We start from the raw sequence: 13,624 nt of genomic DNA on the forward strand, positions 1-13,624 counted from the left end.
CCCCATGAACGAACTCCTCAACCTGCAAGGCTACGGCCCCATGCTGGCCCAGGGTGCCTGGATGACGCTCAAGCTGGCGTTCCTCGCGCTGGCCTTGAGCCTCACCCTCGGCCTGCTCGCCGCGGGCGCCAAGCTGTCCAGCGCCAAATGGCTGCGGGTGCCGGCCACGCTGTACACCACTTTGATCCGTAGCGTGCCGGACCTGGTGCTGATCCTGCTGATTTTCTACAGCCTGCAACTGTGGCTCAACGACCTGACCGAACGCGTCGGCTGGGACTATTTTGAAATCGACCCGTTTACCGCCGGCGTGATCACACTGGGGTTTATCTACGGCGCGTATTTCACCGAGAACTTCCGTGGCGCAATCCTCAGTGTGCCGGTCGGCCAACTGGAAGCCGCCACCGCCTATGGCTTGAGTCGCTGGCAGCGGTTTCATCTGGTGCTGTTTCCGCAGTTGATGCGCTTCGCTCTGCCAGGCCTGGGCAATAACTGGCTGGTACTGCTCAAGTCCACGGCGCTGGTGTCGATCATCGGCCTGTCGGACCTGGTCAAAGCCGCGCAAAACGCCGGCAAGACCACCAACGAGCCGCTGTACTTCCTGATCCTTGCCGGCCTGGTCTACTTGGTGATCACCACCCTCTCCAACCGCATCTTCAAGCGCCTCGAGCGGCGCTATAACCTCGGCATCAAGGGGATGGCGCGATGATCGAATTGTTCCAGCAATACGGCCTGGCCTACCTGTTCAGTGATGGCTCGGGCCTTTCCGGCGTGGCCATGACCCTGTGGCTGTTCATCATCTCGGTGGTGCTAGGCTTCATTCTGTCGATTCCCCTGGCACTGGCGCGGGTCTCGGAGCACTTCTGGCTGCGCTGGCCGGTGGAGGTCTACACCTACTTGTTTCGCGGCACGCCGCTGTATATCCAACTGCTGATTTGCTACACCGGGCTCTACAGCCTTGAAGTGGTGCAGGACAACGCCCTGCTCAACCAGTTTTTCCGCAATGCGCTGAACTGCACCCTGCTGGCGTTTGTTTTGAACACCTGCGCCTACACCGTGGAGATCTTCGCCGGGGCGATGCGCAATATCCCTCATGGCGAGATCGAAGCCGCCCGCGCGTACGGTCTGCACGGCTGGCGCTTGAATCTGTTTGTGGTGGTGCCCGCCGCCCTGCGCCGCGCGTTGCCGGCCTATAGCAATGAAATGATCCTGATGTTGCACGCCACCTCGCTGGCGTTCACCGCCACCGTCGCCGATATCCTCAAAGTGGCCCGCGACGCCAATGCCGAGACGTTCCTGACGTTCCAGGCCTTTGGCATCGCTGCCCTGCTGTACATGTTGCTGTCCTTTGCACTGGTGGGCCTGTTTCGACTGGCCGAACGTCGCTGGATGCGTTTTCTTGTTCCTACCCGAGGCTAACCCATGAATCAGTCCGCGCAGGCCCTGGCCACTTATCCTGTCGATGTACCCGCTACCAAGGCTGCAACTGCTGCCATCAAGCTGCAAGTCGAAGGCATTCATAAACGCTACGGCGAGCACGAAGTGCTCAAGGGTGTTTCCCTTAACGCGCGCCAAGGCGATGTGATCAGCCTGATCGGCGCCAGCGGCTCCGGCAAAAGCACCATGCTGCGTTGCATCAACTTTCTGGAGCAGCCCGACGCTGGAGTCATCACCCTGGACGGCATCAGCATAGAAATGCAGCAAGGGCGTGCCGGCACCCGTGCCCCGGATCAGGCGCAATTGCAGAACCTGCGCACGCGCCTGGCCATGGTGTTCCAGCACTTCAACCTGTGGAGCCACATGACCGTGCTGGAAAACATCACCATGGCGCCGCGCCGGGTGCTGGGCGTAAGTGCGGCCGAGGCGGAAAAACGCGCACGGATGTACCTGGACAAGGTCGGCCTGCCAGGCCGCGTGGCAGATCAATACCCGGCGTTCCTGTCCGGCGGCCAGCAACAGCGCGTGGCGATTGCACGGGCCTTGGCGATGGAGCCGGAAATCATTCTGTTCGATGAGCCAACGTCCGCACTGGACCCAGAACTTGTAGGAGAAGTCCTCAAAGTCATACAGACGTTGGCCGAGGAAGGTCGTACCATGCTGATGGTCACCCACGAGATGGGCTTTGCCCGCCAGGTGTCCAGCCAAGTGCTGTTCTTGCACCAGGGACGGGTCGAGGAACAAGGCAGCGCCGAGATCCTCGACCACCCCAAAAGCGAGCGCTTGCAGCAATTTCTTTCCAACCGTTTGAAGTGAAACCCATGGATACCAAGGCCAACGGACCCCATACCTCCCCCGCGCTGGATCGCATCGATGAGGCAATCATCGAAGTACTGCGCCATCAGGGGCGGATCACCTATGAAAAGCTCTCGTCACTGGTGCACCTTACCCCCAGGCCTTGCCTGGAGCGGGTGCGCAAGCTGGAGCGCCGTGGAGTGATCCGTGGGTATGGGGCGATCATCGACGTGCAGATGGTCTCGCCAGGGCTGTCGTTGCTGGTGCTGGTGGCCTTGTCCAACCAAAGCGGGCGCTCGGCGCAAAAGGCCTTCGAAGCTTGCATCAAAGCCTGCCCCCAGGTGTTCGAATGCCAGTTGATCAGCGGGCCGTTCGACTACAGCCTGCGCATGCGCTGTCGGGACATGGAGCACTACCGGGTGGTATCGGAGATCTGGCTGAACAATGATGAGTTGCACATTGATAAGTTGGTGGCGCATCCGGAGTTGGCGGTGGTGAAAAATACCGCCATCGAACTGGCCTGAGCCCCACTCGCCAAGCCAATGAGGATCGAATGTGGGGAGGGGCGGTGCGACGATTCGCACTTGCTCCCGATAGCGGTGGGTCAGTGAAAGATGAGCTGACTGACACACTGCTATCGGGAGCAAGTGCGAATCGTCGCACCGCCCCTCCAACATTTTTAACCATGCCCGCTTAAGATTTTCTTACCTTGGCGCGCCGCCACCAGCTTCGCCTGCCCATCCTTCTGCTTGCCCGTGCGCGCCTCGCTGATCAACCCCGGTATCAACTTGCCCTCCGGCAGATTCTTCCAGAACCGGCTGGGCAAGTGCCCTTCCATTACCTTGGGATTCAACCGCGCCGGATTGAAAATATGGCTGTAATAAGTCAGCCACATAGCGCTGTGCGGGTCTTCGACATTCTGCGCCAATTGCTGCCACGCCTCGGGGCACTCGCGCTGATGAATCAGCTGTTCACCGTCGTAATACACCCCATCCAACGGCGTAGCGATCATCCAACGATGACGCCCCATACGCCCGACAAAGTGCTGGCTGGCCGATTTCAAGATGTCATGGGCCGGCTCATGCCAGGCCACATACTCCGGCAGTTCAGGCCCCGCCTCTGCCGGTAACGCGATGAACCGCACAAACGCATGCAGGTGATGGGCTTCACGGCTGACCTGTTTGATGCGCCGCTGCAATTCGCTGCCCAGCTTGTCGCCCGCCAGCATCGCCGTGCGGTCGCCATGGCTGACCCGCCACAGCACCTCATACAACAGGCTCCAACGCTGGTCGCCGTGATAGCAGGCCGCAGACTCCAGCAGCTCGATCAGCGCCTTGGGAATACGCGCCTGAAACGGACCGAGCCCTTCAGGAATCGCCTCGTCAGTGGCGAACAAATCCGCCACTTCGGCCTCACCCCAGCTCACTTGGCTGGGGTCGACCTGATGGCTGAGCAACCAGCGCGCCTGTTCGCGCCAGGTGCTGAACAGGTTGTCGCATTCCAGGCTGATCATCCCCACAACCCCATCTGTTGCGGTTGCGGACGATCGCGCAGTTGTTCGCGCAGCAGCACGCTGGTGCTGTCAGCCTGTTGCGGGTGGTAGTCGCTGGTGATGAAAAACGGCTTGGCCTTGGCCAGCACGCAGCGCATTCGGGCCAGGTCTTCGAAGCGAATCTTGCGTTCACGGCGCAGGTCCACCAGGCGTTGGGTGGTGCGCAGGCCGATGCCTGGGATGCGCGCAATAAGCGTGGGTTCGGCGCGGTTCAGATCAAGGGGAAACACCTCACGATGCTCCAGGGCCCAAGCCAGCTTGGGGTCGATATCCAACGCCAGATGGCCGGGGCCTTCGAACAATTCATTGGCGCTGAAGCCATAGCTGCGCAGCAGGAAATCCGCCTGGTACAGACGGTGCTCACGCATCAAAGGCGGCGCAGCCAGGGGCACGCTTTTCGGGCTGTTGGGGATGGGGCTGAACGCCGAGTAATACACGCGGCGCAGCTTGAAGTTGCCATACAGCGCCTCGGCGCCGTGCAGGATGGTGCTGTCATCGGTATCGTCGGCGCCGACGATCATCTGCGTGCTCTGCCCAGCCGGGGCGAAACGCGGGGCGCGAGGTTCGTTGAACACGGTCTGTTCGCCGGTGTAGATGGTCTGCATGGCCTGCTTGATGGTGACGATTTGTTTTTCCGGCGCCAGGGTGTTCAGGCTGGCCTCGGTGGGCAGTTCGATGTTCACGCTCAGCCGGTCGGCGTAGCGCCCGGCTTCGGCGATAAGCGCAGGGTCGGCGTCGGGAATGGTCTTGAGGTGGATATAGCCGCGGAAGTCATGCTCTTCACGCAATAGCTTCGCCACCCGTACCAGCTGCTCCATGGTGTAGTCGGCCGAACGAATGATGCCGGAGCTGAGAAACAGCCCGCTGACGCAGTTGCGCTTGTAGAAATCGAGGGTCAGGGTGACCACCTCCTCCGGGCTGAAACGCGCGCGGGGCACGTCGCTGGAGCGGCGGTTGACGCAGTATTGGCAGTCGTAGAGACAGAAGTTGGTAAGCAGCACCTTGAGCAACGACACGCAACGGCCGTCGGGCGTATAGCTGTGGCAGATGCCCATGCCATCGGTTGAACCCAGCCCTGCCTTGCCCTCCGAACTGCGCTTGGGTGCGCCACTGCTGGCACACGAAGCGTCGTACTTGGCGGCGTCGGCGAGGATGCTGAGTTTTTCGATCAACTGCATGGAAGGCTACCGATACTGGTTTTTTGTACAGTATCAGGCAGCCCTCCGGGTCACAAGTGCAGTCTGTCAGCTGGCGGTGGCCAACAGCAGGTCCTGCACCGAACGCGCCTTGCCTCGGCTGCGGTCGTATTCATACAACGACGCGGCAATTTCATCCGCGCGAATCGGCAGAATCGACAGCAATGTGTCGCTCAAACCATGGCTGGCCTGGCTGAAGCCCTGGATATAGATACCCGCCTTGCAGCGATCGTCGGTCACGATGCGGTAGTCACGAGCCACTTCGAAATCACCCATATACGCTTCCAGAGGCGCCAGCAGTTCGCGGTGCATCTGACGCTCGTAGCCGGTCGCCAGCACCACCGCATCGTAATGATTGACGGTGATGTCACCGTTGGCATTGTTGCGCAGGGTCAACTCAATACCCATCGGGCCGGCCACCGCTTTTTCCACCACGGTCATGGTGCGGAACGCGTGACGGGCGATGCCGGAGACTTTCTGACGGTAGAGAATCCCGTAGATACGCTCGATCAGGTCCAGATCGACCACCGAATAGTTGGTGTTCTGGTACTCCGCGACCAAACGCTCACGCTCGGCCCCCACTTGTTGGAACACCAGGTCGGTGAAGGCCGGCGAGAACACCTCATTGACGAACGGGCTGTCATCGGCCGGCTTTAGCGCCGAACCGCGCAGGATCATGTCGACCTGCACCGACGGATAGCTGTCATTGAGGTCGATGAAGGCTTCAGCCGCGCTCTGGCCACCGCCAATGATCGCGATGCGCATCGCCTTGCCGTCCACACAGGGTTGCTGCGCCACGCGGGCCAGGTACTGGGAGTGATGAAATACGCGGTTGTCATCCTTGAGCCCTTTGAACGCCGCAGGCACTCGTGGCGTACCACCGGCGCTGACCACCACCGAGCGCGTCGTGCGCACGTGCTGCTCACCGTGGGCATCGCGGGAAATCACGCGCAGTGCCTCGACCTGCTGCTGATGCAGGATCGGCTCGATGGCCAGTACTTCCTCGCCATAACGGCCCTGGTTCTGGAATTGCGCCGCGACCCAGCGCAGGTAGTCGTTGTACTCCATGCGGCACGGGTAAAAGGTGCCCAGGTTGATGAAGTCCACCAGGCGGTCGTGGGCTTTCAGGTAATTGACGAAGGAGTACGGGCTGGTGGGGTTGCGCAGGGTCACCAGGTCCTTGAGGAACGAAATCTGCAGTTCGCTCTGGGTCACCAGGGTATTGCCATGCCAGCGGTAGTCGGCCTGCTTGTCGAGAAACAGCGCGTCCAGCTTGCCCTGGGTTTTCTCTCGTTCCTGCAGAGCGATGGCCAGCGCCAGGTTCGATGGGCCGAAACCGATACCGATAAGGTCGTGAACCGCGGGCGAAGCAATTGCCTGTGTCATTCCAGTGTCCTCTGGATAAGCCCCTTGGCGATGGGGCAGGAATACCTTCAAGACCTGCACAACAGGTCATGTGTTGATAGGAAACGAGGACAGTGAAATAAAATTTACCTGATCAGCGATCAGTGCCCTTCCCACTCGCGCATCCGCACCCGACAGTGCTTCATGGCGTTGACGATATGTTTTTCCACCAGGGCGCGGGAAATACCCAGGCGCTCGGCAATCTGCAGGTGGGTCAGCCCGTCGAGTTTGCGCAGCAGGAAGCTGTCGCGGCAGGCTTTCGGCAACTCGGCCAGGGCACGATCAAGCAGCTCCAGGCGTTGGCCTTGGTCGTGGCTGGCGTGGGGGGAACTGGGGGAGAAGCGTTCTTCGCTGTCGAGTATTTCCAGCGGCTCGTGCTGGCGCAGTACGTTGCGCCGATGCCCGTCGATCACCAGGTTCAGCGCCGTGCGGTATAAAAACGCGCGGGGCTGGTCGATGGGGACAGCGCTGGAACGCTCAAGTACCCGAACGTAGGCGTCATGCACCACATCTTCGGCCACCTGACGGTTGCCCAGCTTGGCGTTGAGGAAACACACCAGCTCGCGATAGTAGTTTTCCAACATGACTCCCGACCGCCACAGAAAGGCGATATCCGTTCCTTGAGTACCTGAAAATGACAACCCATTGCGTAATGGCAGTTTGGGTGCGTGCAATTTATAGTAATTCTCATCTACTTTTAAACAAGTCTTGCGCCACCGGTCGTTTTTTTTACGCAAACGACCCGTTACACAGTGTGTAACAGCCTAAATCCTCACGCGTTTCTCTCGTTTAACTGTCAGCTCTGCGCAACTGCGCTCCGAACTTTCCTGGCTGGAACCTAAGCATGAAACGCCCTCGACCTGCCCGACGCGCCCTGCTAGTTGTGGCGTGCCTGATTCCCGTCATCGCGGTCGCCGCCTGGCAAGTACTGCCGACCGGCCGCGACACGCTGACCACCGTCACCGTGACTCGCGGCGATATCGAAAACAGCGTGACCGCTTTGGGCACCCTGCAGCCACGTCGTTACGTGGACGTGGGCGCCCAGGCTTCCGGGCAGATTCGCAAGATCCACGTTGAAGCCGGCGACCAGGTGCAGGAAGGCCAATTGCTGGTAGAGATCGACCCCTCGACGCAAAAAGCCAAGCTCGATGCCAGCCGCTACGCCATCGAAAACCTCAAGGCCCAGCTGCAGGAGCAAAAGGCCCAGCACGAACTGGCGCGGCAGAAGTACCAGCGCCAGCAGCGTCTGGTCGCCGGCAACGCCACCCGCGAAGAGGATGTGCAGACCGCCAAGGCGGAACTGAGCGCCACCCAGGCCCGGGTCAATATGTTCCAGGCGCAGATCCTCCAGGCTCAGGCCAGCCTGCGCAGCGACGAAGCGGAGCTGGGCTATACGCGCATCTACGCGCCAATGACCGGCACGGTGGTTGCCGTGGACGCGCGGGTCGGCCAGACCCTCAATGCCCAGCAGCAGACGCCGTTGATCCTGCGCATCGCAAAGTTGTCGCCGATGACCGTGTGGGCCGAAGTCTCGGAGGCCGACATCGGCCATGTAAAACCCGGCATGACGGCGTACTTCACCACCCTGAGCGGCGGCAACCGGCGCTGGACCAGCACCGTACGCCAGATCTTGCCGATTCCACCCCAGCCCTTGAACGAAACCCAGGGCAGCGGCAGCCCTAATAGCTCCGGAAAAAGCGGCACCGGCCGCGTGGTGCTGTACACCGTGCTGCTGGATGTCGACAACGGCGATAACGCGTTGATGGCCGAAATGACCACCCAAGTGTTTTTTGTCGCCAGCCAGGTCAAGGACGCCCTGACCGCGCCGGTCGCCGCCCTGCTGGGCAGCCACAGCGCCGACAAACAGATCGCCCGTGTTGTCACGGAGAACGGCCGCATCGAGGAGCGCGAGGTGCAACTGGGCATCAGTGATCGCCTGCGGGTGCAGGTACTCGGTGGACTGAATGAAGGCGACCACCTGTTGATCGGCCCGGCTGCTGGCAGCGGGGGTTGAGTTGACCACGCCTCTGATCGAACTCAAGAACATCCGCAAGTCCTACGGCGGTGGCGACAGCCCACAGGTGGACGTGTTGCGCGGCATCGACCTGTCGATCCATGCCGGGGAATTCGTCGCCATCGTCGGCGCGTCCGGCTCCGGCAAGTCCACGCTGATGAACATCCTCGGCTGCCTCGATCGGCCCTCGGTCGGGGACTACCTGTTTGCCGGGGAAAACGTCGCCCACCTGGACAGTGATGAATTGGCCTGGCTACGCCGCGAGGCCTTTGGTTTTGTGTTCCAGGGCTACCACCTGATTCCTTCAGGCACGGCCCAGGAGAACGTCGAGATGCCGGCGATCTACGCCGGTATCAGCGCGTCCGAACGCCATGCCCGAGCCAACGCCCTGCTGACGCGTCTGGGCCTGGCCGAGCGTACCGGTAACCGTCCACATCAACTGTCCGGCGGTCAGCAGCAGCGGGTGTCCATTGCCCGCGCACTGATGAACGGCGGCCATATCATTCTCGCCGACGAACCCACCGGTGCCCTCGACAGCCATAGCGGCGCCGAGGTGATGACCCTGCTCGACGAACTGGCCAGCCAGGGCCACGTGGTGATCCTGATCACTCACGACCGCGAAGTCGCCGCGCGGGCCAACCGTATCATCGAGATTCGCGATGGCCTGATCATCAGCGACTCGGCCGATGACAGTGAAACAGCCCCAACAGCCGCCAGCGGCGCGTTGCAAGCCGTGGACCTGCGTCAACGCCTGGTCGACGGTGCGGAACATAACGGCGCGTGGAAAGCCGAATTGGTGGACGCGGTACAAGCCGCCTGGCGGGTGATGTGGATCAACCGTTTTCGCACCGCATTGACCCTGCTGGGGATCATCATCGGCGTGGCGTCGGTGGTGGTGATGCTGGCGGTCGGCGAAGGCAGCAAGCGCCAGGTCATGGCGCAGATGGGCGCGTTCGGCTCCAACATTCTTTATCTGAGCGGTGCATCGCCCAACCCACGCACGCCACTGGGCGTCATCACCCTCAATGACGTCGAGGCACTGGGTGCGTTGCCCCAGGTCAAGCGCATCATGCCGGTCAACGGCAGCAAAGCAGGCGTGCGCTATGGCAACGTCGACTACATGGCGTACGTGGGCGGCAACGACACCAACTTCCCGGATATCTTCAATTGGCCGGTGGTCGAGGGCAGCTACTTCACCACCGCCGACGAGCGCAGCGGGGCTACGGTCGCGGTGATCGGCCACCGTATCCGCGAAAAGCTGTTCAAGGGCCAGGTCAATCCGATCGGACAATACATCCTGATCGAGAACGTGCCCTTCCAGGTGATCGGCGTGCTGGCGGAAAAAGGCGCCGCCTCCGGTGACAAGGACAGCGACGACCGTATCGCCATCCCCTACACCGCCGCCAGCGTGCGTTTGTTTGGCAGCTACGACCCAGAATACGTGGTGATTGCCGCCGCCGATGCAGGCAGGGTCCACGAAGCCGAAGTGGCCATCGACCAGCTTATGCAGAAGCTGCACAACGGCAAACCCGACTACGAGTTGACCAACAACGCCGCAATGATTCAGGCCGAGGCCCGTACCCAGAACACCCTGTCGCTGATGCTGGGCTCGATTGCCGCGATTTCCTTGCTGGTGGGCGGTATTGGCGTGATGAACATCATGCTGATGACCGTGCGCGAGCGCACCCGCGAAATCGGCATCCGCATGGCTACCGGTGCGCGCCAACGCGACATCCTGCGCCAGTTCCTAACCGAGGCGGTCATGCTCTCGGTGGTCGGCGGCTTGTGCGGCATTGCCCTGGCCCTGCTGGTGGGCGGCGTACTGGTGCTGGCCAAGGTGGCGGTGCAGTTTTCCCTGGTGGCGGTGCTTGGCGCATTTGGTTGTGCGCTGGTCACCGGCGTCGTATTCGGCTTTATGCCGGCCCGTAAAGCTGCCCGGCTCGATCCGGTTAAGGCGTTGACCAGTGAATAAACGATCCATCCCCTCGCAGCTGTCCCTAGTCAGCCTGTGCCTGCTGCTCAATGCCTGCGCCGGCGATCCACCCGCGGTGGACAGCGGTATTGCGCCGCCGGCCGCCTGGCAGTTCGCCGAGCGCGACGCGGCCCAGAGCACCAACCAGCACTGGTGGACGCAATTCGGCAGCCCGCAGTTGAACCGGCTGGTCGAACAGGCCCGGCGTGACAGTGTCGACGTGGCCGCCGCCATGGCCCGTGTGCGGCAGGCCCAGGCCAGTGCCGTGATCGCCGGGGCGCCGTTGCTACCCGAGGTGAAGTTCGACCTCGCCACCAGCCACCAGAAGCTGCTGCACGGCCAGGGCGGACCAGACCTGGACGTCTCGCAGAGCGACGACGCGGTCGACAATTTCGGCGCCAGCTTGACGGCCAGTTATGAAGTGGATTTCTGGGGCGGCCGCGCCGCCGCCCGAGACAGCGCCCTGCAGGGCCTGCGGGCCAGTGAGTTCGATCAGGCCACCGTGGAACTGACCTTGCTCAGCAACGTGGCCGACCGCTACGCGCAAACCCTGGCCGCACGTCAGCGCCAGCAGATCGCCGAGCTGAACCTGGCCAATGCACGCAACGTGCTCGACCTGGTGCAAACCCGCTACGACGCGGGCTCCGCCACGGCGCTGGAACTGGCCCAACAGAAAAGCCTGGTCGCCAGCCAGCGACGCCAACTGCCATTGATTCAGCAACAGGCCGAAGAATCCCAGATCACCCTCGCGGCCCTCCTTGGCCAGCCGGTTCAAACCCTGGACCTGGGCGCCGAGCCCTTCCAGGCCCTGACATGGCCAACCATCGGCACCGGCATACCCAGCCAGTTGCTCAGCCGCCGCCCCGATATTGCCAAGGCAGAGGCCCAACTGGCCGCCGCGCAAGCGGACGTCACCGTGGCGCGCGCCGCGATGCTGCCAGGCTTGACCCTCGGCGCCACACTAGGCTCCGACGCCTACAAGGCCGTGGACATTCTGCGCAGCCCGTATTACACGCTGACTGCCGGACTGGCAGGGCCGATCTTCAACAACGGCCGTTTAAGCGCCGAACGCGACAAGGCCCGAGCGCGCCAGGATGAGCTGCTGTACGCCTATCGCGGTGCGATCATCAACGGTTTTGCCGATGTGGAAAAAGCCCTCAGCAGCATCACGCGCCTGGACCAGCAGCGCCAATGGCAAACGGAAGAATTGCAGCAGGCCCAGACCGCCTTCCAGATTGCTGAAAGCCGCTACCAAGCGGGCGCCGAGGACTTGCTTACGGTACTGGAAACCCAGCGCACGCTTTATGCTGCCCAGGACTTGAACGTGCAATTGCGACTGTCACGCCTGCAGGCCAGCATTGCGCTGTATAAGGCATTGGGTGGCGGTTGGAAGACTAATATCTGATAAACGAAACTCTTGTTTCGTACACCAGTCGTCTCACGCCCCTACATTCGTCACCTCAGGATCCTTGGTAAAAAGCCGCTTCCACACGGCTGCCCGGGACCTCCTGATGAATGTTGCAAAACACCTCGCATGCGGCTGTCTCTGGCTGGTCACTCATCTTGTCCAGGCAGAGTCACTGATCAAGCCCACCGCCATCGATTGGCTGCTCGATTGCACCCTCCCCACAGACGAACAGATGGCTCCTGAGGTGCTGGCGCGCACCCAGTGCGGCGTCGTGACAGTACCGCGTAACCACGCGGCCCCCGGGGAAGGCACTCAACGCCTGTACCTGACCCGTGTCGGCGCCCGTGAGCCACTGAGTCGTGAAGGTGTGGTATTCGTCCAACCCGGTGACACACTGCAGGAAAACAGCGCAAGTACGTTCAGCATTCACCTCGTCAGCCGTTGGGAGACCTACTACACACAGGCCTACCGCACTCTGCTCAACCGCTACGATGTGATTGAACTCAGCCCTCGCGAACTCACTCAGGCCCATGACGTCGAACAGGCAGTTCAGGACATGGAGTATGTACGCGCACAACTGGGCGACCCACGATTGCATTTTTTGGGTAACGGCCACGCAACCCGCCTGGGCAGCCGTTACGCGGTGCAGTTTCCCGAACGCGTCGCACGCATGGTGCTGGTCAACGCTGAACAGGGCACGGCAGACGCCTTTCAAGTCACACACCTGCGCCTCAGGGAGCCCGCCAAACCGGACGGCGGAGGGTGTATCAGCCGATGGGTGGGCGATTTCCTGGCCCTTGGCAAACAGCCGCCGCCCTCCACTCGCTGTCTTGACGGGCATGCCAGGGAGCAGGTCCACCGTTGAATTGCATTCCACGCCCCCCTCTTCAGTGATCAGTTCTACAATGCCCCCCATTCATCCCCAGGGGTTTTCATGGACATCGAACTGGCACGCACCTTCCTCGAAATCACCCGCTGCGGCAGCCTCGCAGCGGCGGCCGAGAAACTGCACGTCACCCAGACCGCCATCACCGCACGGGTCAAAAGCCTGGAAAGCCAACTGGGCAGTACGCTGTTCATCCGCAACCGCGCGGGTGCACGCCTGACCGCTGACGGCGAGGCCTTCGTGGTGTACGCCAACCAGTTGCTGCAAACCTGGGAGGCCGCGCGCCGCGACCTGCCGTTGCCCGATGGCTATCGCAATGTGCTGCATATCGGCGGAGAGGTCAGCCTGTGCAACCCGCTGATGCTCGGCTGGGCCCAGGCGCTGCGCGAGCATATTCCCGGCCACGCATTGCGCACCGAAGTGCGTGAAGGCGAATACCTGTTGCGCCAACTGGAACTGGGAGTGCTCGACGCTGCGTTGGTGTTCCAGCCGCAGTACTGGCCGGGGTTGCAGGTGGAGCAGGTGCTGGAAGAAAAGCTGATCCTGGTGCAATTGGTCAGCAAGCCGGCGCCGTACGTTTACATCGACTGGGGCCCGGGCTTTCGCCAGCAACATGACGCGGCCCTGCCCGACAAGGCCCGCGCTGCGGTGAGCTTCAACCTGGGGCCTTTGGCCTTGCAGTACATCCTCGAAAACGGCGGCGCCGGGTATTTCCGCACGCGGGTGGTGCAAAGCTACCTGGACAGCGGTGTGATGCAGCGTGTGGCCAAGGCGCCGGAGTTCAGTTTCCCAACCTACCTGGTGTATTCGCGGGCACGGGATTCGGCGGTGTTGCAGCAGGCCCTGGAGTTACTGCGCGACGTGGTCAAGGCCGAAGGTGACTGGTCGCAACGCTGGGATCCGCTGATGTGAAACGGACTATGGACTCGCACAATCGCGAAGGCGGACTAAGCTCAGTCACCA

At 61.7% G+C, this 13,624-nt stretch carries 13 protein-coding genes; 9 read left to right on the top strand and 4 right to left on the bottom strand.

Annotated elements, in window-relative coordinates; translation table 11 throughout:
• The first annotated feature begins 4 nt into the window (after positions 1 to 4).
• From ACEN2T_RS20865 to ACEN2T_RS20880, 4 genes are read left to right on the top strand one after another with little or no spacing between them, the layout of a single operon-like run.
• Positions 5 to 706 (top strand): ABC transporter permease, encoded by a 702-nt coding sequence (locus tag ACEN2T_RS20865; RefSeq protein ID WP_032888150.1) that lies wholly within the window; start codon positions 5 to 7, stop codon positions 704 to 706.
• Complete coding sequence (locus tag ACEN2T_RS20870) at positions 703 to 1,416, top strand: ABC transporter permease (protein WP_442117459.1); 714 nt, start codon at positions 703 to 705, stop codon at positions 1,414 to 1,416. Before ACEN2T_RS20865 ends, ACEN2T_RS20870 begins: the two co-directional genes overlap by 4 nt.
• Positions 1,417 to 1,419: 3 nt before the next feature.
• Positions 1,420 to 2,250, top strand: a complete 831-nt coding sequence (locus tag ACEN2T_RS20875; protein WP_233896853.1) for an ABC transporter ATP-binding protein — start codon at positions 1,420 to 1,422, stop codon at positions 2,248 to 2,250.
• A gap of 5 nt (positions 2,251 to 2,255) precedes the next feature.
• Positions 2,256 to 2,753 (top strand): Lrp/AsnC family transcriptional regulator, encoded by a 498-nt coding sequence (locus ACEN2T_RS20880; protein WP_032888155.1) that lies wholly within the window; start codon positions 2,256 to 2,258, stop codon positions 2,751 to 2,753.
• Positions 2,754 to 2,908: 155 nt separating this feature from the next.
• On the opposite strand, the gene ACEN2T_RS20885 is transcribed toward ACEN2T_RS20880, so the two are convergent.
• From ACEN2T_RS20885 to ACEN2T_RS20900, 4 genes are all read right to left on the bottom strand, one after another.
• Complete coding sequence (locus tag ACEN2T_RS20885) at positions 2,909 to 3,742, bottom strand: TIGR03915 family putative DNA repair protein (protein WP_032888158.1); 834 nt, start codon at positions 3,740 to 3,742, stop codon at positions 2,909 to 2,911.
• Positions 3,739 to 4,959, bottom strand: coding sequence for a putative DNA modification/repair radical SAM protein (locus ACEN2T_RS20890; protein WP_032888160.1), 1,221 nt, complete (start codon positions 4,957 to 4,959; stop codon positions 3,739 to 3,741). The genes ACEN2T_RS20885 and ACEN2T_RS20890 overlap by 4 nt, the downstream gene beginning before the upstream one ends.
• A gap of 66 nt (positions 4,960 to 5,025) precedes the next feature.
• Entirely contained in the window at positions 5,026 to 6,363 is a 1,338-nt protein-coding gene (locus ACEN2T_RS20895; RefSeq protein ID WP_032888163.1) for a lysine N(6)-hydroxylase/L-ornithine N(5)-oxygenase family protein, read from the bottom strand.
• Between the two features lie 119 nt (positions 6,364 to 6,482).
• On the bottom strand, positions 6,483 to 6,965 hold the full coding sequence (locus ACEN2T_RS20900) for a sigma-70 family RNA polymerase sigma factor (RefSeq protein ID WP_099600935.1): 483 nt from the start codon (positions 6,963 to 6,965) through the stop codon (positions 6,483 to 6,485).
• A gap of 260 nt (positions 6,966 to 7,225) precedes the next feature.
• Between ACEN2T_RS20900 and ACEN2T_RS20905 the strand changes: the two genes are divergently transcribed.
• The 5 genes from ACEN2T_RS20905 (at position 7,226) to ACEN2T_RS20925 (ending at position 13,573) form a co-directional block, all read left to right on the top strand.
• Entirely contained in the window at positions 7,226 to 8,395 is a 1,170-nt protein-coding gene (locus tag ACEN2T_RS20905; RefSeq protein WP_032888167.1) for an efflux RND transporter periplasmic adaptor subunit, read from the top strand.
• Position 8,396: 1 nt separating this feature from the next.
• Complete coding sequence (locus tag ACEN2T_RS20910) at positions 8,397 to 10,367, top strand: MacB family efflux pump subunit (protein WP_095184348.1); 1,971 nt, start codon at positions 8,397 to 8,399, stop codon at positions 10,365 to 10,367.
• Positions 10,360 to 11,772, top strand: a complete 1,413-nt coding sequence (locus tag ACEN2T_RS20915) for an efflux transporter outer membrane subunit (RefSeq protein WP_442117460.1) — start codon at positions 10,360 to 10,362, stop codon at positions 11,770 to 11,772. Before ACEN2T_RS20910 ends, ACEN2T_RS20915 begins: the two co-directional genes overlap by 8 nt.
• A 106-nt stretch (positions 11,773 to 11,878) precedes the next feature.
• Positions 11,879 to 12,640 carry an alpha/beta fold hydrolase gene (locus ACEN2T_RS20920; protein WP_179178741.1) on the top strand — a complete coding sequence of 254 codons (762 nt, stop codon included), beginning with the start codon at positions 11,879 to 11,881 and terminating at the stop codon, positions 12,638 to 12,640.
• A 69-nt stretch (positions 12,641 to 12,709) separates the two neighbouring features.
• Positions 12,710 to 13,573, top strand: coding sequence for a LysR family transcriptional regulator (locus tag ACEN2T_RS20925; RefSeq protein WP_032888174.1), 864 nt, complete (start codon positions 12,710 to 12,712; stop codon positions 13,571 to 13,573).
• The last annotated feature ends 51 nt before the right edge of the window (positions 13,574 to 13,624 follow it).

Origin of the sequence: Pseudomonas sp. W22_MBD1_FP4, from assembly GCF_052113765.1 — a bacterium.
Taxonomy (GTDB): Bacteria; Pseudomonadota; Gammaproteobacteria; order Pseudomonadales; family Pseudomonadaceae; genus Aquipseudomonas; species Aquipseudomonas sivasensis.